This window comes from Palleronia abyssalis (genome assembly GCF_900302445.1).
Lineage (GTDB): Bacteria > Pseudomonadota > Alphaproteobacteria > Rhodobacterales > Rhodobacteraceae > Palleronia > Palleronia abyssalis.
This window is the reverse complement of record NZ_ONZF01000003.1, coordinates 467,261-492,662: the sequence shown is the minus strand read 5'-3', so window position 1 is coordinate 492,662 and position 25,402 is coordinate 467,261. Positions and strand designations below refer to the sequence as shown.

General features: G+C 64.7%; 18 protein-coding genes, 4 pseudogenes and 1 other annotated feature. Of the genes and pseudogenes, 14 read left to right on the top strand and 8 right to left on the bottom strand.

The window, feature by feature from the left end; all coding sequences use genetic code 11:
- Positions 1-30: 30 nt before the first annotated feature.
- Positions 31-168, bottom strand: a pseudogene (locus PAA8504_RS22445) (IS110 family transposase); the annotation flags it as partial.
- A gap of 97 nt (positions 169-265) precedes the next feature.
- Between PAA8504_RS22445 and PAA8504_RS09655 the strand changes: the two are divergent.
- Positions 266-1,568, top strand: a pseudogene (locus PAA8504_RS09655) (IS3 family transposase).
- Positions 587-710, top strand: a sequence feature (AL1L pseudoknot). (Overlaps the previous pseudogene by 124 nt.)
- Before the next feature lie 42 nt (positions 1,569-1,610).
- Here the strand turns inward: PAA8504_RS09655 and PAA8504_RS09650 are convergent.
- From PAA8504_RS09650 to PAA8504_RS09620, 7 genes and pseudogenes are all read right to left on the bottom strand, one after another.
- Positions 1,611-2,523 (bottom strand): annotated as a pseudogene (locus PAA8504_RS09650) (IS110 family RNA-guided transposase); the annotation flags it as partial.
- A 182-nt stretch (positions 2,524-2,705) separates the two neighbouring features.
- Positions 2,706-4,535 carry an AMP-dependent synthetase/ligase gene (locus PAA8504_RS09645; RefSeq protein WP_245897579.1) on the bottom strand — a complete coding sequence of 610 codons (1,830 nt, stop codon included), beginning with the start codon at positions 4,533-4,535 and terminating at the stop codon, positions 2,706-2,708.
- A complete protein-coding gene (locus tag PAA8504_RS09640) occupies positions 4,523-5,332 on the bottom strand; it encodes an ABC transporter ATP-binding protein (RefSeq protein ID WP_108893957.1) in 810 nt (269 codons plus the stop codon). Before PAA8504_RS09640 ends, PAA8504_RS09645 begins: the two co-directional genes overlap by 13 nt.
- A gap of 1 nt (position 5,333) precedes the next feature.
- Positions 5,334-6,506: an ABC transporter substrate-binding protein gene (locus PAA8504_RS09635; RefSeq protein WP_108893956.1), complete on the bottom strand. Its 1,173-nt coding sequence runs from the start codon at positions 6,504-6,506 to the stop codon at positions 5,334-5,336.
- A gap of 23 nt (positions 6,507-6,529) precedes the next feature.
- Positions 6,530-7,573, bottom strand: coding sequence for a branched-chain amino acid ABC transporter permease (locus tag PAA8504_RS09630; RefSeq protein ID WP_108893955.1), 1,044 nt, complete (start codon positions 7,571-7,573; stop codon positions 6,530-6,532).
- A gap of 4 nt (positions 7,574-7,577) precedes the next feature.
- On the bottom strand, positions 7,578-8,459 hold the full coding sequence (locus PAA8504_RS09625) for a branched-chain amino acid ABC transporter permease (protein ID WP_108893954.1): 882 nt from the start codon (positions 8,457-8,459) through the stop codon (positions 7,578-7,580).
- Positions 8,456-9,277: an ABC transporter ATP-binding protein gene (locus PAA8504_RS09620; protein ID WP_245897578.1), complete on the bottom strand. Its 822-nt coding sequence runs from the start codon at positions 9,275-9,277 to the stop codon at positions 8,456-8,458. Before PAA8504_RS09620 ends, PAA8504_RS09625 begins: the two co-directional genes overlap by 4 nt.
- 151 nt (positions 9,278-9,428) lie before the next feature.
- On the opposite strand from PAA8504_RS09620, the gene PAA8504_RS09615 reads away from it, so the two are divergent.
- The 13 genes and pseudogenes from PAA8504_RS09615 (at position 9,429) to PAA8504_RS09555 (ending at position 25,141) form a co-directional block, all read left to right on the top strand.
- The gene (locus PAA8504_RS09615) at positions 9,429-10,100 is read left to right on the top strand and encodes a TetR/AcrR family transcriptional regulator (RefSeq protein ID WP_219928910.1); all 672 of its coding nucleotides are present in this window, start codon (positions 9,429-9,431) and stop codon (positions 10,098-10,100) included.
- A gap of 320 nt (positions 10,101-10,420) precedes the next feature.
- Positions 10,421-11,527 carry a transporter substrate-binding protein gene (locus tag PAA8504_RS09610; protein ID WP_181375749.1) on the top strand — a complete coding sequence of 369 codons (1,107 nt, stop codon included), beginning with the start codon at positions 10,421-10,423 and terminating at the stop codon, positions 11,525-11,527.
- On the top strand, positions 11,524-12,111 hold the full coding sequence (locus PAA8504_RS09605) for an ANTAR domain-containing response regulator (RefSeq protein ID WP_108893951.1): 588 nt from the start codon (positions 11,524-11,526) through the stop codon (positions 12,109-12,111). Before PAA8504_RS09610 ends, PAA8504_RS09605 begins: the two co-directional genes overlap by 4 nt.
- A complete protein-coding gene (locus PAA8504_RS09600) occupies positions 12,111-13,010 on the top strand; it encodes an ABC transporter permease (protein ID WP_108893950.1) in 900 nt (299 codons plus the stop codon). Before PAA8504_RS09605 ends, PAA8504_RS09600 begins: the two co-directional genes overlap by 1 nt.
- Positions 13,010-13,930, top strand: a complete 921-nt coding sequence (locus tag PAA8504_RS09595) for an ABC transporter permease (RefSeq protein ID WP_108893949.1) — start codon at positions 13,010-13,012, stop codon at positions 13,928-13,930. The genes PAA8504_RS09600 and PAA8504_RS09595 overlap by 1 nt, the downstream gene beginning before the upstream one ends.
- Positions 13,931-13,950: 20 nt before the next feature.
- Positions 13,951-15,564 carry an ABC transporter substrate-binding protein gene (locus tag PAA8504_RS09590; protein WP_108893948.1) on the top strand — a complete coding sequence of 538 codons (1,614 nt, stop codon included), beginning with the start codon at positions 13,951-13,953 and terminating at the stop codon, positions 15,562-15,564.
- A gap of 6 nt (positions 15,565-15,570) precedes the next feature.
- Positions 15,571-16,512, top strand: coding sequence for an acetamidase/formamidase family protein (locus tag PAA8504_RS09585; protein ID WP_108893947.1), 942 nt, complete (start codon positions 15,571-15,573; stop codon positions 16,510-16,512).
- Positions 16,509-18,293: an ABC transporter ATP-binding protein gene (locus tag PAA8504_RS09580; protein ID WP_108893946.1), complete on the top strand. Its 1,785-nt coding sequence runs from the start codon at positions 16,509-16,511 to the stop codon at positions 18,291-18,293. Before PAA8504_RS09585 ends, PAA8504_RS09580 begins: the two co-directional genes overlap by 4 nt.
- Before the next feature lie 64 nt (positions 18,294-18,357).
- Positions 18,358-20,124 (top strand): dipeptide ABC transporter ATP-binding protein, encoded by a 1,767-nt coding sequence (locus PAA8504_RS09575; protein WP_181375758.1) that lies wholly within the window; start codon positions 18,358-18,360, stop codon positions 20,122-20,124.
- Positions 20,121-21,638, top strand: a pseudogene (locus tag PAA8504_RS22275) (ABC transporter substrate-binding protein). Before PAA8504_RS09575 ends, PAA8504_RS22275 begins: the two are co-directional and overlap by 4 nt.
- 17 nt (positions 21,639-21,655) lie before the next feature.
- Complete coding sequence (locus PAA8504_RS09565; protein ID WP_219928908.1) at positions 21,656-22,579, top strand: ABC transporter permease; 924 nt, start codon at positions 21,656-21,658, stop codon at positions 22,577-22,579.
- Positions 22,580-22,583: 4 nt separating this feature from the next.
- Positions 22,584-23,426 (top strand): ABC transporter permease, encoded by an 843-nt coding sequence (locus PAA8504_RS09560; RefSeq protein ID WP_108893944.1) that lies wholly within the window; start codon positions 22,584-22,586, stop codon positions 23,424-23,426.
- Entirely contained in the window at positions 23,423-25,141 is a 1,719-nt protein-coding gene (locus PAA8504_RS09555) for a M14 family metallopeptidase (protein ID WP_108893943.1), read from the top strand. Before PAA8504_RS09560 ends, PAA8504_RS09555 begins: the two co-directional genes overlap by 4 nt.
- Positions 25,142-25,402: the final 261 nt, after the last annotated feature.

The following is a 25,402-nucleotide window of genomic DNA, read 5'->3' as shown; positions in this document are numbered from 1 at the left end:
ACGCTCCGACGTTCCCCGATCGACGACGATCTATGCCGCCGTGACCGGAGCCTTGTAGACGCCGCCGCGGGCCATGAGAGCCCAGACGATCCGTGCCAATTTGTTCGCCAACGCCACCCGCACCAGCATCCCTGGCTTGCGCGCGAGCAGCCCGCCGAGCCACGTCCCCCGGCTGCGCCATCGGGTCCGTCTGCCGCTTGATGACGACGCTGTTTGAACCGCCTCGGCTTGCCCGGAGAGCAAAACTCTCAAAGGATTGCTTTCTATGGACAGGAAGGAGGACACGACGAGCCCGTACCGGGCCGAGTTCCGCGAGCGGGCTGTCCAGATGGTTGCGGACCATCTCGATGGCTACAGCACTTTGACGGCGGCGGTGCGCGACATTGCCCAGAAGCTTGGCTGCTCCGCGGATAGCTTGCGGGTCTGGTACAAGAAAGCCCAGCGTGACGTGGGCAAGGAAGCCGGCCCGACCAGCGCAGAGAAGGCCCGGATAAAGGAGCTGGAGCGCGAGGTGCGCGAACTGCGCCAGGCGAACGAGATCCTGAAGACGGCCAGAGCGTATTTTGCCCCCGCTCTCACACATGCAAGCATGTGTTGCCGCGCAGCGGGACGGAGCTCGACCGCCCGTTCCGCAAATGACTGCATTCATTGATGATTTCCGGGAGGAGTTCGGGGTCGAGCCGATCTGTCGCGTGCTGCCGATCGCCCCGTCCACTTACTATGAGCAGAAGGCGATCGCCCGGGACCCTTCGCGGGCGTCCAAACGCGTCCGGCGCGATGATGCGCTACGAGAGAAGATCCGGAGGGTCTGCTCGGACAATCGCGGACTCTACGGCGCCCGCAAGGTTTGGCATGTTCTGAGGCGTGAGGGCGTTGCTCAGGCCGATGGCGCGCCAATGACAGCTGTCGCGCGCTGTACGGTGGAACGGTTGATGCGCGAGATGGGCCTGCAGGGCGTGGTGCGCGGCAAGAAGGTAATAACGACGAACCCGGACGCGGCGCGGCCCTGTCCGGACGACAAGGTCAACCGCGCCTTCCATGCCGACCGGCCGAACCAACTGTGGGTATCGGATTTCACGTATGTCCCGACTTGGTCGGGGACCGTCTACGTCGCGTTTGTCATCGACGTATTCGCCCGTCGGGTCGTGGGCTGGCGGGTATCGACCTCGATGACCAGCCAGTTTGTCCTCGATGCACTCGAGCAGGCGCTACGGCAAAGAAAGCCCATAGGGAACAAGAGCTTGATCCATCATTCGGACCGCGGATCGCAATATCTCTCCATCAAGTACCCTGAACGCCTGGCAGATGCAGAGGTCGATCCATCCGTCGGCACGGTGGGTGACCCATACGATAACGCGCTCGCGGAAAGCGTCATCGGCCCGTTCAAGACCGAGGTCGTCAAGCAGCTCGGACCCTGGAAAACCATGCAGGCGGTCGAATGGGAGACCTTCCATTGGGCGGATTGGTACAACCAGCATCGGCTCTTGGGCTCGATAGGTTACATCCCGCCGGCAGAAGCTGAGCGACGACATCTTGAACAGCCCCAACCCCGCGATAAGGCCGCCTGACCCGTTGAACGAAACGCTCTCCGATAAAGCCGGGGCGGTTCAGTTGGCCCCTAGGATCAAGAGCCGCCTGAGGGAGCGCTCGCCCATCCTGGTCGTCGCGCCGAGCCGCTGCTTGCCCGCGGTCGAGTGCTGCCGAGGCGTGAGGCCGAGCCAGGCGGCGAAGTCGCGGGCACGCCGGAAGTGCTCTGGCGGCGGGGCGAGCGTGGCGAGCGCCGTAGCGATCAGCGGGCCGATCCCAGGGATCGTCATCAGCCGCCGTGCCACCTCGTCCTCCCGCGCCCGACGCGCGATCTCCGCGTCGAGCTCGCTGATCCGTTCGTCAAGGTGACGCAGTCCGTCCACCAGGACCTTCTACGTCGCCCGCGCCGTCTCCAGCAAAGCGTCGTAGTCTGTCTCGACCAGATCAATCAGGCGGCGGGCGTTACACGCTCCCTCGGGCACGACTTCCCCGAACTCGGTCAGATGGCCTCGCGTCACGCCGAAGGCGTGCTTTCAGCACGACGCGTGGATCGTCTGCGTGCGTGGCCGGATCAGCAGCTTGCGCACCCGGAACACCGTCGCGGCGCTCTGCTTCTCCTCACTCTTCACCGGCACGAAGCTCATGTTCGGCCGCCGCGCCGCTTCGCAGATCGCTTCCGCATCGTTCGTCGGCTTGTGCGGCTGCACCGCAGCCACGGTCCTCCTCACCATCGTTCTTCTGCCGCCGCACGAGCAGTTTGACGTAGGTCGGCGGGATCAGCCGGACCTCGTGCCCCAGCTTGCCGATCTCACGACCCCAGTAATGGGCACCCCCGCAGGCTTCCATCGCCACCGTGCAGGACCTCAACCAGGGCAGAAATTCGAGTACCTGTTCCCGCAGCTTGCGCCGGAGCAACATGCATCCAGACGCGTCCGACCCGTGAAGCTGAAACACATTTTTCGCCAGATCGAGCCCGACCGTGATAATCTCCGACATGACCACTCCCTCCTGTGGATCATTGCTGACCCACCTTGGCACACCAGATGCCGTCGGGGGGCGGTCACATCATCCAAGCCCTTCGTAACTAAACTAAAAGGACCGCAAAGTTCTAGAAAGCTGCGGCTACCTCCTCGTCCAATCTGACGGCTAGGGTTTGTCAAATATACAATCGCCGAAAGTCAGGCGTAGAGGCGCTCGATCTCGCCCGCGTATCTCTCGGCGATGCTGGCTCGACGGACCTTCATTGTGGCGGTCACTTCGCCGTCGTCGTGATCCAGCTCCTTCGTCAGAAGATGGAACTTGCGGATGTTCGACACCGTGGCGAGCTGCGCGTTCGACCGGGCAACCTCGGTCTCGACCAGATCGCGGACCTTGGGGTGTTCGGCCAAGCTGCGGAACGTGGTATAGCTGATGCCTTGTTCCTCGGCCCATTTTGCGGTGGTCTCGTGGTCGATCTGGATCAGGGCCGAGACGAACTTGCGCGCTTCTCCGATTACGATGCATTCCTTTATATAGGGGCTCGCCTTCACCTTGTTCTCGATCTCGGACGGTGACAGGTTCTTGCCGCCCGCGGTGATCATGATGTCCTTCATGCGGTCCACGACGCGGTACTGGCCGTCCGCGACCGCGAAAACGTCACCGGTGTGCAACCAGCCGCCGCGGATGGTGTCGCGGGTCGCTTCGTCGTTCTTGTAGTAGCCCGCGAAGACCAGATCGCCCTTCAGCAGAAGCTCTCCGGTATCGTCGAGCCGTATTTCGGCGTTGGCGACAGGCTCGCCGACCGCGCCGGGGACGAGGCGGTCGGGGCGTTGGCCGACGATCACGCAGGACGTCTCGGTCGCGCCATAGACCTCGACCAGGGGGATGCCGATGGTGCGGAAGAACGCGACGATATCGGGCGGGATTGGGGCGGCCCCGGTCATCGCCAGCCGAACGCGCCGCAGCCCGACGAAGTTCTGAAGCGCGCGGAAGACGAGGATATACCACAGGAAAAAGCGCAGGCGTGCGCCCAAGGGGCGTTGCGCGACCGGGGTGGTCGCCATTGGTGCCGAGTCCGCCAGAGCGCGTTCGTACAGCTTGCGGCGCCAGCCGCCCGCTTCGATCATGCCGATATGGATCGCGGCGTGCAGCTTTTCCCAGATGCGGGGAACGCCAAGGAACACGGTGGGGGCGACCTCGCGCAGATCCTCCTGAACCGTGCGCAGCGACTCGCCGAAATTGACGAGGCTGGCGTGGTAGGTCGGCACCATCATCGTCGTCATCTGTTCGGCGACGTGGCACAGCGGCAGGTACGACAGATGGCTGTCGCCCGCGTTCATGCCCAACCGGTCCGTCACCGCGATCGCCTGCGCGCGCAGGTTGCGGTAGGTCAGCATCGCGCCCTTCGGCTTGCCGGTCGATCCGGAGGTGTAGATCATCAGCGCGATGTCATCGAGGGTCTGGCGCGCCAGCACGTCCTTGACCAGATCGGGCGTTTGGGTTCGATCCTCGCGGCCCTGCGCCTCCATCTCGGCGAAGGACAAGATAAGGTCCTCGGGCAGATCGTCGGGATAGCTGCGCATTCCCTTGGTCTCGATCACCACGATGCGGCGCAGGCGGGGCAGTTGGTCGCGGGTTTCCAGCACCTTGTCGACCTGTTCCTGATCCTCGCAGACCACGATCTCGGCATCCGCGTGGCCCAGAACATAGGCAACCTCGGGCGCGGGGGAGGTGGGATAGACCCCGACCGCGATCGCCCCGCCAAGGCCGGACCCCATCTGGGCCAGCACCCACTCGATCCGGTTCTCGGACAGAATGGCGACATGCCCCCGCTCGGACAGGCCGAGCCAGCGCAGCCCGTGGGCCACGTCGGCGGCCCGGTTGAAATAGCCCGCCCAGGTCGTCACCTGCCAGATGCCGAAATCTTTCTGGCGGATGGCCTTGCGGTCGGGGTGGCGGTGCGCGTTCTCGCGCAGCATCTGGGGCAGGGTCAGCTCTGGAAGATCGGGCAAAGGCATCAGGACAGCCACCGCTTGCGTCGTTTGTAATGCTTGATGTCGCGATAGCTGCGTTCCCGGTCGCCGCCGGTTCCGAGGTAGAATTCCCGCACGTCCTGATCGGCCAGAAGCCGGTCGGTCGGACCGTCGAGCTGAATGCGTCCGCTTTCCATGATATACCCGTACTGCGCCACGGCGAAGGCGACGGCGGCGTTCTGTTCGACCAGCAGCATCGACACGCCGGTCTGGCGGCTGATCTTGCCGATGATCGTGAAGATCTCTTCGACCAGCTGGGGCGACAGGCCAAGCGACGGCTCGTCCAGCAGGATCAGCTTGGGGTCGGCGACAAGCGCGCGGCCGATTGCCAGCATCTGCTGTTCGCCCCCCGACAGATACCCCGCCAGCGCCTTGCGCCTCTCATGCAGGCGGGGGAAATACTCGTAGACCGCGTCGAACCCATTGGGACGCTTTTCCGCGCGACCCGTGGTCGCGAAGGTGGCCGCGGTCAGGTTCTCTTCCACGGTCAGATCCTCGAAGACGCGGCGGCCTTCCATGACGTGAAACAGCCCCCGCCGCACCAGCGCATGCGGGGATTGTCCCTTGGTATCCATGCCGTCGAAGCGGATGCGACCCGCGGTCAGGTCCCCGTTCTCGAGGAACAGCAGACGCGAGACCGCCTTCAGCGTCGAGGATTTCCCCGCGCCGTTCGAGCCCAGAAGCGTGACCACCTGTCCGCGCGGCACCGTCAGGGACAAGCCCTTCAGCACCTGCACGGAGCGGTTGTAGACCAGCTCGATATTCTCGATCTCGAGGATCGCATCCGTCGACATGTCAGTCTTCCAGTTCGATCCAGTCCGACACCGGCTCCATCTGGCCGCTCTCGGCGTTGAACTCGTACACCCGGCCGAAGGGTACCGCGTTGCCCTTGACCGAGACGGGGACCCCGATGATGCCCCCGGTGTCGAACTCCTCGATCGAGGACAGCGCGGATTTCAGCGTGTCGCCGTTCAGCTCCGCGCCGTTGGCCACGGCACGCCGGGCGGCTTCCGTCATCAGCATCGCGCTGAAGAAACCCTGCATGTAGCCTGTGGCCTGATACTCGGGCCGCATCTCGCGGATGCGGTCGAGCATGGGGGCCTCTTCCTCGTCGTAGTAATAACGATAGGGCATCACGCCCAGAAAGCCGTCAGCTGCTTCGCCGACCGATTGCCAAAGCGAGCTGTCCATCGACCAGAACGTGCCCATGAATTGCGTGTCGAGACCAAGCTCGCGGATCTGACTGACGAATTCCGGGATCGGCGACAGGACGTAGCCGTGGAAGATGATGTAGTCGGGGCGCGACCGGCGCAGGCGCAGCACCTCGGTCGAGACGTCGGCAGCACCCGGCGGGGTGATGATCTCTTCCACGACCTCAAGGCCCAGCTCGGACGCGCGTTCTTTCGTCGTCTCGATCGGGTCGCGCCCGAACTCGGTGTCGGAATTGACCAGCGCGATGCTGGCGCCGGGATTTTCGTCGGCGATGTATTCCAGAAGGATGCCGACCTGCTGGATGTAGTCGGGGCCGGGGATGAAGATGTAGGGGAATTCCTCGGGGTCGTTCAGCTCGGACGCGAAGGACGCGCCGCCCATGATCATGTCGCCGCGCCGCTGAAGCTCGGGCGCGATGGTCTTGGCGAACCCGGTGCTGTCGCCGTAATACATGTCGATGTCATTCTGGCTGGTCAGCTGATTGAAGACCGCGACCGACTGGTTCACCTCGTATCCGGTATCTTCGTACACGAACTCGATCTGGCGCCCGTCGATGCCGCCTTCCTCGTTCGCGATCTCGAAATAGTCGGACATGCCTTTCTCGATGGCGATGCCCGCGAACGCGAAGACCCCGGTCAGCGGCAAAGAGCCCCCGACCACGATGCTGTCGTCCTGTGCGGCCAGCGGTGCGCCGACCATCGTCAGGGCCGTGGCCCCGGCAAGCGCGGCCATTCCGGCCCTTCTGGTGATGTTCATGTCTTCTCCTCCCTTGGGTGTTGTCATGTGCGGAACGGCCACAGCCGGAAGAACCGGCGGATGCGATCCACGATCTCGGTCAGGCCGCGCGGCTCGAGGATCAGGAACCCCACGATCAGCGCGCCGAAGACGATGGTGCGGACCGGCGACAGTAGGGTTGCGGCGTCCGGCACGAAGACCGAGGCGAGGTCGACCACCACGCGCAGAAGCTCAGGGGTCAGGGTCATGAAGACCGCGCCCAGGATACCTCCCAGGATCGTGCCCATGCCGCCCACGATGATCGCCGCCAGAAGGAAGATCGAGGTCAGGAACGGGAAACTCTCAGGCGTCACGACCCGGAACAGGTAGGCCCAAAGGCCGCCCGCGATCCCGGCATAGAAGGACGCGATGGCGAAGCTCATCAGCTTGTAGCGCAAAAGCGGGATGCCCAGCACCTCGGCCGAGATGTCGCGGTCGCGGATCGCGATGAAGGCCCGCCCGATCCGGGTGCGGAACAGGTTCGCCGCGCCCCAGACCAGCAGGACCGCGAACGGCATGATCAGCCAGTACAGCCGGTCGTAGGTCGCCAGTTCGATCCCGAAGACCGTCGCGGGGGCCAAAGTCGCCCCGGAGTTTCCGTTCGTCACCGCCGTCCAGTTCACGAAGACGAAATGCAGTATGAACGACGCCGCGATGGTCGCGATGGCCAGGTACAGGCCCTTCACCCGGAGGCTGGGCAGGCCGACGACAAGCCCGATGGCCGCCGCAATCACGCCCCCTGCGAGGATGTTCAGAAGGAAAGGCGTGCCCAGGCTCCTTTCAAGATAGGCCACTGTATAGGCCCCCACGGCCATGAACGCCGCCTGTCCCAGGCTGACCTGCCCGGTATAACCGGTCAGCACGTTCAGGCCCGTGGCCGAGATCACGTTGATCATCGCAAGGCACGCCAAATACAGCCAGTAATTCGACAGGACGAAGGGCGCCGCGATCAGGGCGATGACGAAAATCGTCATCCAGACCCGTTGGGGCGCGGTCGTCAGCAGCGCCTCGTCGGCGGGATAGCTTTCCTTTGCGGTGCCGATGATCATGGGGTTACAGCCTTTCGATCTCGTGGGTGCCGAACAGGCCGTAGGGGCGCAGCATCAGCGCGAAGATCATGATGCCGAAGGTCACGACATTGGTGTATTCGCCGCCCACATAGGTGCTGGTCCAGGACTGGATCATGCCCAGCGCGAGGCCCCCGATCAGCGCCCCCAGCACCGAGTCGAGCCCGCCCACGATCACCACGACCAGCGCGGACAATCCGAACACCCCCATGACCGGAGAGATCCCCCCGATCGCCCCCAGCAGAAGGCCCGCGCCCGCAGCGGTTGCGCCGCCGATGACCCACGCGGCCGAGTAGACGCCGGGCACGTTGATCCCGCAGGAATAGGCGGCAGCCTGATCGGTCGCGGTGGCACGAAGCGCTACGCCGCCGCGCCAGAAGCGGAACAGGATCAGGAACAGCCCGATGACGATCGCCGCCGTCACGAAAGCGACCGCGATCTTGCGCGAGACATAGGCCTCGCCCAGGAACAGCGGCGAGGTGTCGATGAAGGCGGGTAGGGCGCGCGGATCGGTGCCCCAGACCAATTCGACAAGGCCCACGATGACCGAGCCAAGCCCCACGGTCACCATGAAGACCGAGATCGCGCTTTCCCCCAGCATGGGGCGGATCAGCCCACGCTCGACGATGCCGCCGACCAGCCCGCCGCCGATGATCGCCAGCGGAATCGCGATCCAGGCCGATAGCCCCCACCCGGCCGCGAAAGCGAAAAAGAGGTAGGCGCCCAGCATCAGCATCTCGCCCACGGCAAGGTTCACCACGCGCGTCGCCTTGTAGATCAGCACATAGGCCAGCGCCGTCAGTGCGAGCAGCGCGCCGGACCCCAGCCCGGCCAGCGTCACTTCCAGAAAGAACAACCACTCGCTCATGACGCCATCTCGCGCTCGATCCGTTTGACGAGGGCCTGGGGATCGCCGCTGCCCAGATACGCCTCGGCGACGCGTGGGTCGTTCTGCACGGTTTTTGGCGTTCCGCTGGCGATCACCTCGCCGAAATTCAGGACGGTCACGTGATCCGAGATGTCCATGACAAGGCCCATGTCGTGTTCGACCATGACGATGGTCGTGCCCCATTCCTCCTTCACGTCCAGGATGAAGCGGGCCATGTCCTCGGTCTCTTCCCGGTTCATGCCGGCCACCGGCTCGTCCAGCAGCAGCACGCGCGGCTGCATCGCCAGCGCCCGCGCCAGCTCGACCCGTTTCTGCAAGCCGTAGGACAGGACCGAGACGGATTTGTTGCGGATGTGGTCGATCTCGAGGAAGTCGATGATCCGCTCTTCGACCTCGCGGCGCAGCGCCTCCTCCTCGCGCTTGGCGGGACCGGCATAGAAGAACGCCTGCAACAGATTGGTCTTCATGTAGGCGTGGCGCCCCAGCTTGATGTTGTCGAGGACGGTCATGCCGTGAAACAGCGCGATGTTCTGGAACGACCGCGCAAGGCCTCGGGCCGCGCGGGCCGGGGGGCGCACTTTCGTAATGTCCTCGCCATCCAGGACAATCCTGCCAGCGGTGGGGCGATAGAATCCGGTGATGCAGTTGAACACCGAGGTCTTGCCGGCCCCGTTCGGCCCGATCACGGCGGTGATTGATCCCGCCTCGGCGGTGAACGAGGCGTCGTTCAGCGCGCGCACGCCACCAAAGGTCAGCGTGACTCCTTGTACATCAAGGCGCGCCGGCCCCTTGGACATCATTGCCTTGCCCGGGACGATTGCCCCCGGGGTTCGTGCGTCGCGACCATGGCTCCTCCCTCCGCGCGGGTCTTCACCACGCGTTGACCTGGATGTTACTCACGGGTAAAAAATTGACGCAAGAGAAGATTTCGAGAAGGAGCGCGTCGGGGTGAGCACGAATTCCGCGCCGGACGAAGGATCGCCCTGGCCCAAGAAGACCGACCGGACCCGCAGCCGCGCCTTGAAACGCGAGGCGGTGATGACCATGGCCGTGCGGTTCTTCAATGAAAAGGGGTTTCACGCCACCTCTCTGGATGACGTCGCCAAGGCGTTGAACGTCACCAAGCCAACCATCTATCACTACTTTCGCAACAAGGATGAAATCCTGTTCGAATGCGTGGTGCAGGGCCTTCACTCCATCGCTGACGCGGCCGGGCGGGTCGAAGCGCAGGGCGGCACCGGGTTGGAGCGTCTGAAGTCGCTGGCCTACATGTACGCGATCTGCATGACGCAGGACTTCTGTATCTGCATCTCCCGCACCGCCGACCACGAATTGTCGCCCGCCTCGCGGGCGCGGTTCCGGGCGCTGAAGCGCGAGATCGACCAGACGATGCGACAGGTGATCCGGGACGGGATCGCGGACGGAACGATCGCGCCTGAAAGCGAACGGATGATCTCGTTCACTCTGGCGGGCGCGCTGAACTGGATCGCCCGCTGGTTCGATCCCGAGGGGCCGATGTCGCGCGAAGAGGTGGCGCAGTCGGTCGTGTCCATCCTCATGAACGGTGTCGCGGCAGAGGCGGGCCGAGGGACCCCCGTTCGGGCACCCGAGTCTTCTTGAGTTCGGGCTTTATGCGCCGCCCACTCGATGACCGCAGGCCGCCCGTGATCCTGAACATCCGCGGGCCGTTCGGGTAAAACCACGAGTTCGTCGCGCGAACCTGCTGCTGCGGCGCCGTCCGAGGCGTCATGGCCTCAAAAAACTGCCCGAAAATTAGGCGCGCCGTGAACGGAGACGCCGAGGCTCGGACCCCTCTGGACAGACGGCACCGATCCGCGCAGTGTTGTCCAAACGGCCGGATCGTCGGCCAAGGGCAATCGGGCCCCGCATTTCCTCGGCGCAATCGGGGGTGCGGGGCTTTTTTCGTTCACGGGGGTGCCATGACGCTCAGGCTCGGTCTGATTTTCTCGACCACGGGCAGCTATGCCGCGCTGGGGCAAGGTGCGCTGGCGGGCGCGCTGGGCGCGATCGAAGCGCTGAAGGACACCGTCGAGATCGAGCCGTCCATATGCGATCCTGGGGGCGACGTGACCCGGTACGAGAGCATGGCGTCCGAACTTCTGGACGACGGCGTGCGCCACATCGTCGGTGCCATCACGTCCTGGAGCCGGAAGGAGATGATCCCGGTTCTTGAACGCAAGGACGGCCTTTTGTGGTATCCGTGTCCCTACGAGGGGTTCGAGTGTAACGACCACGTCGTTTATCTGGGCGCGGCGCCGAACCACCACGTCGTGCCAGCCATCGATTGGATCGCAGACAGCGGCATGCGCAGCGCGTATCTGGTTGGGTCGAATTACGTCTGGGGATGGGAGACGCTGCGCCTCGCGCGGGATCGGTTGCAGGCCGCCGGGGTCGAAATCGTGGGCGAGCGTTACGTGCCGCTCGGCTCGACCGAGCATGCCCATGTCGTCGAAGAAATCGTGGCCACCGGCGCGGACTGTGTTTGCAACAGCTTGATTGGTCCGTCGAACAGCACCTTCCTGCGCGACCTCATGGCGCGCGATCCCGCGCGGCGCGGACGAGACGGGCATGTCGTCAGCTTCAACCAGACCGAGGCCGACCTCGACACGCTGGGGTCCGCCGCTGACGGGCTTCTGTCGGCAGGTGCGTTCTTCGAGGAAGATGCCGACCCCGCGCTGGTCGATGCCGCCGCGCGCTTCGCGCCGAACGCCCGCGTTTCCGCCTTCCTCGCCAGTGCATATGCCGCGGTCGAGATCTTCGCGGCGGCGGCCCGGACGGCCGGAACGGACGCCCCCCGCAAGGTCTTCGCGGCCGCTTCGGCGCATCCACACCTAACCGCGATGGGTGAGATGCGCATCGACCCGGTGATGCGCCACGCCGCGCTTGCCCCGCGTCTTGCGCTGGCAAAGGACGGGGCGTTCCGCGTGATCGACCGTGCACCGGCCACGATCCCCGCCGATCCTTATCTTGCCCATCAAAGGCAGGCCGATAGGCCCCGCCGTCCCAATCTGAAGGTTGTGACATGACGCAATTTCCCCTGCACAACTTCGCCGGTCTGACCGCCCTGGTCCTGCACCGCTCGGAAGAGCCGGTGCGCCGGGTCGTCGAACGCTGCGACCGTCTGGGCATCCGCGCGATCCCCCATACCGGCGATCTCGACCTTGGGACCGCCGAGCAGGCGGACATGATCATCCTCGACATCGACACCGGGCATGACGGGCAACTGCCTTGGGACGCAGGCCGCGCGCCGGTGCCACTGATCGGGCTGATCGGGTCAGAAAGCCCGGGGCGTTTGGCTTGGGCGTTGGGGCAGGGGGTCGATGCGTACCTTCCGCTTTCGGCGCTGGGCAACCTGTTCTCGGCACTCGTCATCGCGCACGAGACCTTTGCCCGCAAAACGCAGCGGTCCGAACAGGATCGCGACGTGGCCCGCCAGCGCGCGGGCCGGCTGGACGTGATCCGGGCGGTTCTGGCGCTGATGCCCGACTGCGGCGACGAGGCCTTGGCACTGAAGCAGTTGCGCGCGATGGCCATGGTCGAGCAAATTTCGCTCGAGGACGCCGCCGCCCGGCTTCTGACCGAGCGGCAGCCTTCCAGGATGGGCGGCTGATGAGCGTGGCAACCGATCCCGCCGCAAGACCGCGCAAGCCGTCGCGGGCCCGCGTGGTGCTGGGCGAATTGCTGCGCCGCCCGCGCGCTGCCTTCGGGCTGATCATCATCGCGCTGATGGTCTTCGCCGCCGTGTTCGCCCCGTGGATCATGCCGCAGGATCCGTTCGCGCAAAGCTTCGACGGCCTCGATCTCATGGGCGCGCCTTTGCCGCCCGGCGGGGACTACCTTCTGGGCACCGACCTTCTGGGGCGCGATCTGGCCTCGCGCCTGATCCTCGGGACGCGCACCTCGCTGATCATCGGCGTGGTGGCCAACGGCATCGCGGTTCTGCTGGGTGCGGGCGTGGGCATCACGGCGGGCTATTTCGGCGGCTGGACGGCGGCGATCCTGATGCGCTTCACCGACCTGATGATGGCGTTCCCGGCGCTACTGCTTGCCATCGTGCTGGCGGCGATCTTCCAGCCTTCGTTGATGATCGTGGCCCTTGTCATCGCCATGGTGAACTGGGTGCAGATGAGCCGGGTGATCTATACCGAAACGCGCAGCCTGGCCGAGCGCGAGTTCATCCAGGTCCAGCGCGCCATCGGCTCGGGCCCGATCCGCATTTTGTTCAAGCACCTGCTGCCGCACCTGTTGTCGTCGATCATCGTGTTCGGAACGCTGGGGATTTCCACGACCGTTCTGCTGGAGGCGACGCTCAGCTACCTCGGCGTCGGGGTGCAGCCGCCGATGCCGTCCTGGGGCAACATCATCTTCGAGAACCAGACCTATTTCTCGACCGCGCCGTGGCTGGTGTTCTTCCCGGGCCTGCTGATCGTGCTTCTGGCGCTGGGCTTCAACCTCGTGGGCGACGCGCTGCGCGACATCCTCGACCCGACTTTGAAGGGGCGGCACTGATGTGGGGCTATCTTCTGCGCCGCCTGTTCGAAAGCGCGCTGATCCTTCTGGGGATCACCTTCGTGACCTTCATCCTGCTGTACCTCGTCCCTGCCGATCCTGCACGCCAGATCGCAGGGCGGTCCGCCACGGCGGAAACGGTCGCCAACATCCGCGACCAGCTTGGCCTGAACGACCCACTGTTCGTGCAGTACTGGCGCTATCTGGCGGGGCTGTTCCAGGGCGACATGGGCCGGTCCTACCTGCAACGGGCCGAGGTGGCGTCGCTGATCATGGCGCGTCTGCCAGCCAGCCTGATGCTGATGGTCACCGCCATCGTGACTGAGCTGATCATCGGCCTGACCATCGGCGTCGTCGCCGCCCTGCGCCGCAACAAGCCCGCCGACCATTCGCTGATGATCTTTTCGTTCGTGGCGATCTCGGCCCCGCAATTCGTGATCGGCATCCTGCTTCTTTACGTCTTTGCCGTACAGCTGGGCTGGTTCCCCATCGGCGGTTACGGCACCTGGGCGCATTTCGTGCTGCCCTCGGTCACGCTGGGGCTGCTGGGGGCGGGGTGGTACAGCCGGATGATGCGGTCCTCGATGATCGAGGTGCTGAATCAGGACCTCGTGCGCACCGCCCGGGCCAAGGGTTTGTCGAAACTGCGCATCGTCACCCGGCACGTCATGCCGAACGCGATCCTGCCGATCATCGCGATGATCGGGATCGATATCGGCCTCTTCATGTCCGGTATCGTCGTCGTCGAAAGCGTCTTCGGATGGCCTGGGATCGGCCAGCTTGCCTGGCAGGCCATCCAGCGCGTCGACATCCCCGTGATCATGGGGGTCACCATGGTCTCGGCCACCGCCATCGTTCTCGGCAATCTTCTTGCCGACCTGGTGGCGCCCCTGATCGATCCCAGAATTAAAACAAAATGACCAACAGTGGAGATAACCCAATGAAGAAACTGCTTCTTTCCTCGGCGATTGCCCTGACGGCCACCGGCGCACTTGCCCAAGTCGACCAGGACGCGCCACAGGGCGGCGAGATGGTCGTCACCTATCAGGACGATGTGGCAACGCTGGACCCGGCGATCGGCTACGACTGGCAGAACTGGTCGATGATCAAGTCGCTCTTCGACGGGCTGATGGGCTACGAACCCGGCACGACCACCCTGCGCAACGAGCTGGCCGAAAGCCACGAGATCAGCGAGGACGGCCTGACCCACACCTTCACGCTGAAGGACGGGATCATGTTCCACAACGGGCGCGAGGTCACGGCCGAGGATGTGAAGTATTCGTTGGAACGGGTCACCGACCCCGAAACGCGCAGCCCCGGCGCCGGCTTCTTTTCGATGATCGACGGGTTCGACACGTGGAACGCGGGCGAGGGCGAAGGCCTGTCCGGCGTCTCGGTGACCGACGACAAGACGGTCGAGATCACGCTGTCGCGCCCCGATGCCACCTTCGGCCATGTCATGGCGCTGAACTTCGCCTCCATCGTGCCGCAGGAAGCCGTGGAAGAAGCGGGCGAGGATTTCGGACGCCAGCCCGTCGGCTCGGGCGCGTTCCAGCTGGCCGAGTGGACGCCGGGCCAGCGCCTCGTCTTCGAGGCGTTCGAGGACTATCACCGCGCCGGTGTGCCGAAGCTGGATCAGGTCACGTTCAACATCGGCCTCGACCCGACCGTGGCACTGCTGCGCCTTCAGAACGGTGACGCGGACGTGCCCGGCGACGGCATCCCGCCCGCGCAGTTCCTTCAAGTCGTGAACGACGCCGAATACGAGGACCAGATCGTCGAGGGCGGCCAGCTTCAGACCGGCTATATCACCATGAACACGCAGATGGCGCCGTTCGACAATGTCGACGTCCGCAAGGCCGTGAACATGGCGATCAACAAGGACCGCATCGTCCAGATGATCAACAATCGCGCGGTCCCCGCCAACCAGCCGCTGCCGCCGACCATGCCCGGCTATGCCGAGGATTACGAAGGCTATGCCTACGACCCCGAGGCCGCGCAGCAGATGCTGGCGGATGCGGGCTTCGCCGACGGGTTCGACACCGAGCTTTATGTGATGAACGTCGATCCCAACCCGCGCATCGCGCAGGCCATCCAGCAGGACCTGAGCCAGATCGGCATCAATGCCGAGATCCGCAGCCTTGCCCAGGCCAACGTGATCGCCGCGGGCGGTGAAGAGGATCAAGCCCCGATGATCTGGTCGGGCGGCATGGCCTGGATCGCGGACTTCCCCGATCCGTCGAACTTCTACGGCCCGATCCTGGGCTGCGCGGGCGCCACGCCCGGCGGCTGGAACTGGTCGTGGTACTGCAACGAAGACATCGACCAGCGCGCGGCCGAGGCCGATGCCATGGTCGGCGACGAGGACGGCCGTGAAGAGGCGTGGCGCCAGATCTACCTCGACATCATGGAGGATGCGCCCTGGGTGCCGGTCTTCAACGAGCAGCGCTTCACCCTGCATTCGAACAATGTCACGGGCGACGACAGCCTGTTCGTCGATCCGGTCCATATCCCGGTGAACTACGACTACATCTACTCGACCGAGGCGCAGTAATTTCCGATGTGCAAGAATTGCGATTACACGATCCACGGCCATCACCATCACGGGTGGGATCATTCGATCCCACCTGCTGAAACGGTGGCGCCCGGCAGTCGGCTGCATTTTCAGTGCCTCGACAGCTCGGGCGGGCAGTTCACGAAGGACAGCACTTCGGCTGACGTGCCGTCGCTGGACTTCGGCAAGATCAACCCGGTCACCGGTCCCGTCTATGTCGACGGGGCCGAGCCGGGGGACGTGCTGACGATTCAGATCGAGGCGTTCCACCCCTCGGGCTTCGGGTGGACCGCGAACATTCCCGGCTTCGGCCTGCTGGCCGATCAGTTCAAAGACCCGCATCTGAAGGTCTGGGACTACAACCCCGACACGCTGGACCCGGCGCTGTTTTCCGACATCGCCAAGGTGCCGCTGAAGCCTTTCGCCGGCACCATCGGCCTCGCCCCGGCAGAACCTGGCCTGCATTCGGTCGTGCCGCCCCGGCGGATGGGCGGGAACCTCGATATCCGCGATCTGGCGGCGGGGACGACCCTGTATCTGCCGGTCGAGGTGGCGGGGGCGCTGTTCTCGATCGGGGACACCCACGCGGCGCAAGGCGATGGTGAGGTCTGCGGGACGGCGATCGAGTCGCCCATGGATGTCGAGGTCACGCTTGACCTCGTGAAGCAGGAAAAGCTCGCCTTCCCGCGCTTCACCACGCCGGGGCCGGTGACGCGGCATCTGGACGCCAAGGGCTATGAGGTGACCACCGGCATCGGACCCGACATGATGAGCGGCGCGAAGGATGCCGTGTCGGCCATGGTAGACCTTCTTTGCAAGGATCACGGCTTCTCGGCCGAGGATGCGTATCTGCTGTGCTCGGTCGCGGGCGATTTGCGAATTTCCGAGATCGTGGACATGCCGAACTGGGTCGTGTCCTTCTACTTCCCGCGGATCGTGCTGGGATGACCGAAACGCGTGAAACCGGAGGGGGCGGCACACGGCCCCTCCTGACCGTTCGGGACCTGTCCGTGCAGGTCGCGACCGAGGCGGGGGCGAAGACCGTGCTCGATCGCCTGTCCTTTGATCTGACGGGGGGCGAGACGCTGGCGCTGGCCGGGGAAAGCGGGTCGGGCAAATCGATGACCGCGCTGGCGATCATGGGGCTTTTGCCGAAACCCATGGCACGGGTCTCGGGCGGGGCCATCAAGCTGGGCGAAACCGACCTGACGGCGATGGACGAACGCGGCTATCGCAAGATCCGCTCGGCCCGGGTTGCGATGATCTTTCAGGAGCCGATGACCTCGCTCAATCCGTTGATGACGGTGGAACGGCAATTGATCGAGGTGCTACTGGAACACGAGGTCTGCCGACGGTCCGAGGCGCCGAAGCAGGCGCTGAGGCTTTTGAAGGATGTGCGGCTGACTGAACCCGAACGGCGGCTGAAACAATATCCCCACGAACTGTCGGGTGGCATGCGCCAGCGCGTGATGATCGCCATCGCTCTGGCTTGCGACCCCGAAATCCTGATCGCGGATGAACCGACGACCGCGCTGGACGTGACCGTGCAGGCCGAGATCCTGGATCTGATCCGCACGTTGCAGGCCGAACATGGCACCGCCGTCCTGATGATCACCCACGACATGGGCGTCGTGGCCGAGATGGCCGACCGCGTCATCGTCCTGCGCCACGGCCGGCAGGAGGAAGCGGCCCCGGTCCGGGAGCTGTTCGCCGCGCCACAGACCGACTATGCGCGGACGCTGCTAGCCGCCGTTCCGCGGCTCGGCTCAGCTCCGGCGCGGCCGCAGGCCGAGGCGCGCAAGAAGATCGTCGAGGTCGACGACCTGAGCGTCCGGTTCGACATCACCGGCGGCATCCTCAACCGCACAATCGCGCGGGTCCATGCCGTTGAGAATGTCTCGTTCCACATCAGGGAACGCGAAACCCTGGCACTGGTGGGCGAGTCCGGCTGCGGGAAATCGACCATCGGCAAGGCGCTTCTGGGGCTGGTTCCGTGGGACGGTTCGATCCGCGTGGACGGCGTGCAGACCCGCGGCCGGTCCCGCGCGATGATGCACCCCGTTCTGCGCGACATCCAGATGGTGTTCCAGGATCCCGGCGCGTCGATGGATGCGCGCATGACCGTGGGCGAACAGGTGATCGAGCCCATGCGCGTGCACGGGCTGGCCCGCGGCAGCGAACTGCAGGACCGGGCCGAATGGCTGTTCAAGCGCGTCGGGCTGTCACCCGACATGCTGTCGCGCTATCCTCACGAGTTCTCCGGGGGGCAACGCCAACGGGTCTGTATCGCGCGGGCCCTGTCCCTGTCGCCCAAGGTGATCGTCGCGGACGAAAGCGTCTCGGCGTTGGACGTCAGCGTCCAGGCGCAGGTTCTGGACCTGCTTCAGGAACTGCAGGAGGAAGATGGGTTGTCCTATCTCTTCATCAGCCACGACATGGCCGTGATCGACCGGGTTGCCGATCGCGTCATGGTCATGCGGTTGGGCCAGGTGATGGAGGAAGGGCCGCGCGACGCGGTCCTGCGCGATCCGCAACACCCCTATACCAAGCGTCTTCTGGCGGCCGTCCCGGTGCCCGATCCGACCCGCTCGCGCCCCGCGATGCCCGATGCCGCCGGAATCGAGGAGGCCAGCCCCATCTTCCCCGTTGGACAGTCGCCCCAGCGGATCGCATTGCACGATCTGCGACAGGGACACCGTGTCGCCCGCGTGGCCGCCACCACACCATGACCGGCGGGGGTGCCATTCTTCAGGTGGAGGACCTGTCCATCTCGCCTTCGGCGACACTTCAGCGGTGCGGAACCTGTCCTTCCGCGTCCCCCGTGGAGGCACCCTTGCCATCGTCGGCGAAAGCGGATCGGGCAAATCGGTCACCTCGCTGGCCGCGATGGGTCTGCTCAAATTCACCGGCGGGCGGGTCACATCGGGTCGAATCACGCTGAACGGCCCCGATGGCTCGACCGAGATCACCAGTGCCTCGGAAAACGTCCTGCGTCGGATCCGCGGCAACCGGGTCTCGATGATTTTCCAGGAACCGATGAGCTCGCTCGACCCGGTCTTCACCGTGGGCAACCAGATCACCGAGGCCCTGAAACTTCACCGGGGCATGACCAGCCGCACGGCGAAGGACGAGGCGGCGCGGCTTCTCGACCTCGTGCGGATGCCGAACGCGCGCCAGCAGCTCGACCGCTATCCGCACCAGCTTTCGGGGGGCATGCGCCAGCGGGTGATGATCGCGATGGCCGTCTCGTGCCGGCCTGACCTGCTGATCGCGGACGAGCAGACGACGGCGCTCGACGTGACGATTCAGGCGCAAATCCTGCAGATCATCCGCGACATGCAGGCCGAATTCGGCACCTCGGCCATCTTCATCAGCCACGACATGGGGGTCGTGTCGCAGATGGCCGACGAGATCGTGGTGATGCAGGGCGGCCGGATGATGGAGACGGGCAGGGCGCGCGACGTGATCCTGACCCCGTCAGACGACTATACCCGCGCCCTGATGGCGGCGGTGCCCCGGATCGGCGCGATGACCGGCCGCGATGCCCCGCGGCCCTTCCCGCTGCTGGGCGAAGAGGACATCGCGGCGGATCACGCGGTGCCCGAGCAGGCCGAGCCGCTGGTCAAGCTTGAAGGTGTCACGACGCGCTACGACGTGACCTCGGGCCTTCTGGGGCGGGTGACGCACCGGGTCCACGCGGCCGAGGATATCTCGTTCCAGATCGCGCTGGGCGAGACGCTGGCGCTGGTGGGGGAATCGGGCAGCGGCAAGTCGACCGTCGGCAGGACTCTGCAACACCTGGTCGCCCCGGTTTCGGGGTGGATCCTGTATCGCGGGACGGATATCCTGTCGCTTGACCCGGAAAAACGCGCCCGTTTCAAGCGCGAGATCCAGTACGTCTTCCAGGATCCGGTCGGCTCGCTGAACCCGCGGCGCACGGTGCGCCAAAGCCTGATCGAGCCAATGCGCGTCCACAACCTGCTGACCGACCCCGACCGGCAGGTGGCCGAGCTGCTTCAGGCGGTGAACCTGCCGTCCGAACATGCCGATCGCTATCCCCACGAATTCTCGGACGGGCAGCGTCAGCGGATCTGTATTGCCCGAGCCCTGGCGGTCGATCCTGGCCTCATCATCGCGGACGAAACGGTATCGGCGTTGGACGTCAGCGTTCAGGCCCAGGTCATCAACCTGATGATGCGGCTTCAGGCGGAACGGGGGTTGGCCTACCTGTTCATCAGTCTTGACATGGCGGTGGTCGAACGGGTCAGCCACCGCGTCGCGGTCATGTATCTGGGCGAGATCGTCGAGATCGGGACACGCCGCCAGATCTTCGAAAATCCTCAGCATCCCTACACAAAGCGGCTATTGAAAGCGGTCCCCGTCATGGATCCCGACACGCGGCCCGAGCGGGTCGATCTGTCGGGCGATATCCCCGGCCCGGTCCGCCCGGTCGGAAATCCGCGCAGACCGCACGGCTTCGTCGAGATCGCGTCGGGGCACATGATGGCCGACGACCATCAACTTTTCGAACAAGAGCAACAGGGAGAAATTCAAGCATGACCAGAACCATGAAAGCCTTGCTGACCGCCACGGCCTTGGCCGGGGTCGGACTGCCTGCGTTCGCCGATGGCACGCTGACGGTCGCGCAGCGCCAGGCCCCGCAGAACTGGGACCCGGTGGACACGTTCCTGCTGGCCTGGGGCGGAATCGCCAGTAACATCTTCGACGGCCTCGTGCGCCGCGACGAGAACCTGGAACTGCAACCGGGCCTCGCCACGGGGTGGGAAACGCTCGATGACGGGATGCGATATCGGTTCACACTGCGCGCAGGCGTGACCTTCCACAACGGCGAGCCCTTCGACACCGAAGCGGTAACATACACCTTTGACCGCCTGCTGGGCGAACAAGGCGCGCAAGGGCCGCAGCAATCGAACTATACCACCATCGACCGGGTCGAGGTCGTCGACGACACTACCGTCGACATCCACATGGCCCAGCTCGACCCGGTGATCCTGACGAAGCTGTCAGGTTACGGCGCCATGATCGAGCCGCACGACTATATCGAAGAGAACGGCGAAGATCATTTCGACCTGAACCCGGTCGGGGCCGGCCCCTTCCAGTTCGTGAGCTAAGACCAAGGCTCGCGCCTGACGCTGGAGGCTTATCCCGACTATTTCGAAGGCGCGCCGGAGCTTGACGAGCTGATGTTCCGCTTCATCCGCGAGGACTCGACACGCCTGGCCGAGCTTCAGTCGGGATCCGTCGATATCGTCAACAACCTTGCCTATTCGGCGATCCCCACGGTCGAAGGCGACCCGAACCTCGAGATCATGTCGGTTCCGGGGCCGACCATCTATTCGCTGGCGCTTAAGACAGCCGAACCAGCGGCCACCGCGGATGTGCGCGTCCGCCGCGCGCTGAACATGGCGGTGGACAAGCAGGCCCTGATCGACGCGTTCCTCGGGGGGCGTGGTTTGCCGATCTCGCAGCTTCAGGGTGACCAGTCCTTCGGCTATGCCCCCGACCTGACGGGATACGACTACGACCCCGAACAGGCCCGAGCGCTTCTGGACGAGGCCGGCGTGCCGGAAGGGGCCAAGATGACCATCGACTACCGGGCCGGAAACTCGACCTTCAACGAGGTCGCGCAGGCGCTGACAGGGTTCTTCGGGCAGGTAGGGTTGAACGTCGGCCTGAACCCGATTGGGGACGGCGTCTTCCTCAACGAGATTGTCCCCGAGGGGCGCACGAACGAGATGTTCCAGTTTAGCTGGGGCGGCTGGACCTTCGATTTAGACAACACCGCCTACCTGTCCTACCACAACGGCGAGAAGCGGAACCCCTACGGCACTTCGGACGAGATGAACGCCCTTCTCGAAGAGCAACGCGAGACTTCGGAAGTAGAGGAACGTGAGGCGATCCTGCGGGACGTCACACGGCTGGCCCATGAAGAGGCGTATCATATCCCGCTCTATGTCGAGGATCAGATCTACGCGGTCTCGAACCGGGTCGAGAACTTCGTGCCGGCCCCCGACATCCGCCTGCGTCTGGTGGACGTTGCCGTAACCGAGTGACGCCTTCGGAGTGATCCATGCCGATTTTGGGATACATCGCCAAGCGCGGTCTTCAGGCCATCTTCGTGGTCGTCGCGGTCACGCTTTTCATCTCGTTCGCGATCCGCCTGACAGGCGATCCTGCGGTGATGATGCGGGAAAGCGCCAACGTGACCCCCGAGGATCTGGAGCGCGTGCGCGAAGGTCTTGGGCTGAACCGGCCGTTCCTTGTCCAGTACTGGGACTTCCTGTCGGGGCTGGTCACCGGGGACCTTGGCGCAAGCTTCTTCCGCGGCCCCATCGCGCCCTTGGTCAGCGACGCGCTGGGGGCTACGGTCCTGCTGGCCCTGACGTCTTTGGTCGTATCCCTGATCATCTCGATCCCGCTTGGCGTCTATGCGGCGCGGCACCGGGGCAGCGTGTCGGATCAGATCATCCGCCTCCTGTCGCTGACAGGGCTGTCATTCCCGAATTTCTGGCTGGGAATCGTGCTGATTTTGATCTTCTCGGTCTCATTGCGCTGGCTGCCCGCGTCCGATTTCCGCAGCCCGGCATCGCTGATCATGCCGGCGGTGACCATCGGCGTGATCCTGACCGCGACCAACCTGCGCATCGTGCGCACCACGATGCTGGACACGCTGAACCAGCAATTCATCATGGTCGCCCGTGCCAAGGGTCTCAGCGAACGGTCGGTCATCTACAAGCACGCGCTTCGGAACTCGTCGATCGCGCTGGTGACCTATCTGGGCCTTCAGTTCGGATCGCTGATGGGCGGGCTCGTCGTGGTCGAACTGGTGTTCAACTGGCCCGGCATGGGCACGCTGGCGGTCGAGGCCATCGCGCAGCGCGACTATCCGATCTTGCAGACCGTGATCTCGTTCCTGGCGATCATGATCGTTGCCGTGAACCTTCTAGTGGACCTCGTCTACATGGCGCTCGACCCGCGCATCCGACTGGAGTGATCCGATGAGCGCTTTCAAGAGTTTCGAATTCGTCGCCGGGATCGTCCTGATCGCCCTGATCGCCCTGATCGCCCTGATCGGCGGCGCGGTGCTGCTGTCGCCGCTGCTGTTTCCCGGCGGCGGCACGGCGCAATCTTTGGTCGACCGTCTGACACCGCCGTTCCAGACTTGGGAGTATCCGCTGGGAACCGATCCGCTGGGACGGGACATTCTGGCGCGTGTCGTGGTGGGGGGGCGTGTCTCTTTCTTCGTGGGGATCTCCTCGGCCATCGGGGCGGTCGCCATCGGCACCGTCGTCGGCCTGTTCGCGGGATATTATCGCGGCGTCTGGGATACGTTTCTGATGCGCTTTGCCGATATCCAGCTGGCCCTGCCGTTCATCCTTCTGGCGATCACGGTGATCGCGATCATCGGGCCGGGCCTTGACCGGATCATCTTTCTGATGATCGTCGCGCAATGGGTGCAATACGCGCGCCTCATCCGCGGATCCGTCCTGTCGCTGCGACGGGCGGAGTACGTGCAGGCGGCCCAATGCTATGGCCTGCGCGATCGAGCAATCCTGTTCAAGCATATCCTGCCGAACGCGATGGGGCCGCTGGTGATCGTGGGCACGCCGAACGTGGCGACGAACATCCTTCTGGAAAGCAGCCTGACCTTCCTCGGCCTCGGGATCGACCCGCTGATCCCCAGCTGGGGCGGGATGCTGGCGGGCGGGCGCAACTACATCCAGACCGCGCCCTGGGTGACGATCTTCCCGGGGCTGGCCATCATGCTGACGGTCCTTGGTCTGAACCTGCTGGGCGACTGGTTGCGCGACCGCCTCGACCCGCTGGGGCGGACCACATGATCCCGACAGACGAAACCTTCCCCCGTACGCTCGACGCGCTGCCTGAAAACGCGCAGACTGTATGGCTGTTCGAAAGCTTGCCAGCGCGCCGTGCGGCGGAGCATCTGGCGCGCCAGTCGGGTCGATCCTTGCGCGTCCGGTCGGCCTACAAGACCCTGCTTCACGACGTGATCGAGGACGGTCTGCTGGCCGACGCCCCCCGGGCGACGATCAGGTATCCCGTGATCGAAGGCTGCCCCGAGGATCGCTTCCGTCTGGAATGCTACCCCCTTCATGCCCTTTTCGACGGGTGCGAGATCGACTTCGTTCCCTCGCCGCACGACGGATCGGGCCTGCCGGAATACCGGGTCGAGACGCCTTGCGCCACCACGTCCGTTCCCGTCCCGGTGCGATGGACCCAGGATGAAGACGGGCAGCCGATCCTTGCGGGCTGCGGGTGGGCCACCGACGGTGCCGGGGCAGGGTACCACCTTCTGACGGAGTACGAAGCCATCTTCGCCCGCGCCTGCGAGGCAATCCGATCCTTGCCCCTTGATCCATTGGATCCCGCCGAACCGGACGGGCCGTTCTTCGACCGCCTGGATATCGACGCGGTGATCCCAGCCGAGGACATGCGGCTTCCCGTGGGTCACGAGTGTATTTCCCTCGCCGAGGCTTTGCACGAAGACCTTTATTTCGCCGCGCTCGAAATCTTCCGCCACCGACTAGGCCTCGGACCCGAGGAACGGTCGGTCAAGTTCGGGCAGGTCGTCCCCCGGATCGTCATGGGTCCGACACCGCGCCTTTCGATGCGGCTGACTTCAGGTGCAGCTACCGACGAAGCGGAGGATACGATACGTCCAGAACTGGACGGCGCGACGCACTGGCTGACGCCTGCGGCCATCGGCGCGCATCTCGACGCCCTGGGCGGCACCTTGTTCACGGCCCGATCCCGGCAGGGCCGGGCGGTGCGGGGCACGTTCGTCGCGGGCAGCGGGCCGGGACGGCTTGCGATCTCGGCCGGTCAGCACGCCAACGAAAGCTCTCCGATCATCGGCGCCTTGCGCGCCGCACGCGATCTGGCGGCCGAGGGGGCGGTCAGTTTTACGCTGAACCCGCTGGAAAATCCCGACGGCTACGCCGTGTTCCAAGAGCTTTGCCGAACACATCCCAACCACATGCACCATGCTGCGCGGTATACCTCCGGCGGGGCCGACCTCAGCCACGGCGGGGGCATGCACGAAAGCGCCATCCGGGATTTGGCGCGCGCCAATCTTGCCGCCGAGGTGCACGTCAACCTTCACGGTTACCCTTCGCACGAATGGACCCGTCCCCTGTCGGGCTACATTCCCCGCGGGTTCGGTCAATGGACTATCCCCAAGGGGTTCTTCCTGATCCTGCGACACGCCCCGGGCCGGGCCGGACTGGCGCGACAGGTCCTGGAGGTCGCCTTGGCCGCCCTGACGAACCTGCCCGAACTGGTGCGCCAGAACCGACGGATGCTGGGCCTCTATGATCGCTATGTCTCTCACCGTGCATTCGAGCTGCACGCGGACAGCATTCCGTTCACCGTGACGGAGACGGAAGACGAGCCCTATCCCGTGACGCTGATCACCGAAGCCCCGGACGAGACGATCTACGGCGAGGACTTCCGGATCGCCCATCAAGGGCAATATGCCGTGGTTTGCGCTGTCGCCGACATGCTTGACCAGAGGGGCAGAGGAGCGTTCGCCTAGGGCTATCCCGACCTTCTCCCGAAGCGCCTCCGCAGACCGGTTGCACAGCTGTCATCGCACCCTCTCGCCGGCGCATTTGCCGGAAGTTTCACCACCTGTCAGGTGCGATCCAAGTCAACATAACCTTCCAGATGAATTCGTACCTCGCCATGAACATCATTCTGATGGCGGCACTGCGGTTTGGGCGAACTGTGCTGCGCATCTGTTCTTGGGCCGGGAACGGGGTGGCTTGGGCAGTGACCGACGGAGCGGGCTATTGCG

Bases quoted from the DNA above. Each gene is read 5' to 3' on its own strand.
- PAA8504_RS09560 (WP_108893944.1), top strand. From the start codon at position 22,584: ATGAGCGCTTTCAAGAGTTTCGAATTCGTCGCCGGGATCGTCCTGATC.
- PAA8504_RS09640 (WP_108893957.1), bottom strand. From the start codon at position 5,332: ATGTCGACGGATGCGATCCTCGAGATCGAGAATATCGAGCTGGTCTAC.
- PAA8504_RS09635 (WP_108893956.1), bottom strand. From the start codon at position 6,506: ATGAACATCACCAGAAGGGCCGGAATGGCCGCGCTTGCCGGGGCCACG.
- PAA8504_RS09595 (WP_108893949.1), top strand. From the start codon at position 13,010: ATGTGGGGCTATCTTCTGCGCCGCCTGTTCGAAAGCGCGCTGATCCTT.
- PAA8504_RS09630 (WP_108893955.1), bottom strand. From the start codon at position 7,573: ATGATCATCGGCACCGCAAAGGAAAGCTATCCCGCCGACGAGGCGCTG.
- PAA8504_RS09610 (WP_181375749.1), top strand. From the start codon at position 10,421: ATGACGCTCAGGCTCGGTCTGATTTTCTCGACCACGGGCAGCTATGCC.
- PAA8504_RS09600 (WP_108893950.1), top strand. From the start codon at position 12,111: ATGAGCGTGGCAACCGATCCCGCCGCAAGACCGCGCAAGCCGTCGCGG.
- PAA8504_RS09565 (WP_219928908.1), top strand. From the start codon at position 21,656: ATGCCGATTTTGGGATACATCGCCAAGCGCGGTCTTCAGGCCATCTTC.
- PAA8504_RS09620 (WP_245897578.1), bottom strand. From the start codon at position 9,277: ATGTCCAAGGGGCCGGCGCGCCTTGATGTACAAGGAGTCACGCTGACC.
- PAA8504_RS09580 (WP_108893946.1), top strand. From the start codon at position 16,509: ATGACCGAAACGCGTGAAACCGGAGGGGGCGGCACACGGCCCCTCCTG.
- PAA8504_RS09590 (WP_108893948.1), top strand. From the start codon at position 13,951: ATGAAGAAACTGCTTCTTTCCTCGGCGATTGCCCTGACGGCCACCGGC.
- PAA8504_RS09605 (WP_108893951.1), top strand. From the start codon at position 11,524: ATGACGCAATTTCCCCTGCACAACTTCGCCGGTCTGACCGCCCTGGTC.
- PAA8504_RS09555 (WP_108893943.1), top strand. From the start codon at position 23,423: ATGATCCCGACAGACGAAACCTTCCCCCGTACGCTCGACGCGCTGCCT.
- PAA8504_RS09585 (WP_108893947.1), top strand. From the start codon at position 15,571: ATGTGCAAGAATTGCGATTACACGATCCACGGCCATCACCATCACGGG.
- PAA8504_RS09625 (WP_108893954.1), bottom strand. From the start codon at position 8,459: ATGAGCGAGTGGTTGTTCTTTCTGGAAGTGACGCTGGCCGGGCTGGGG.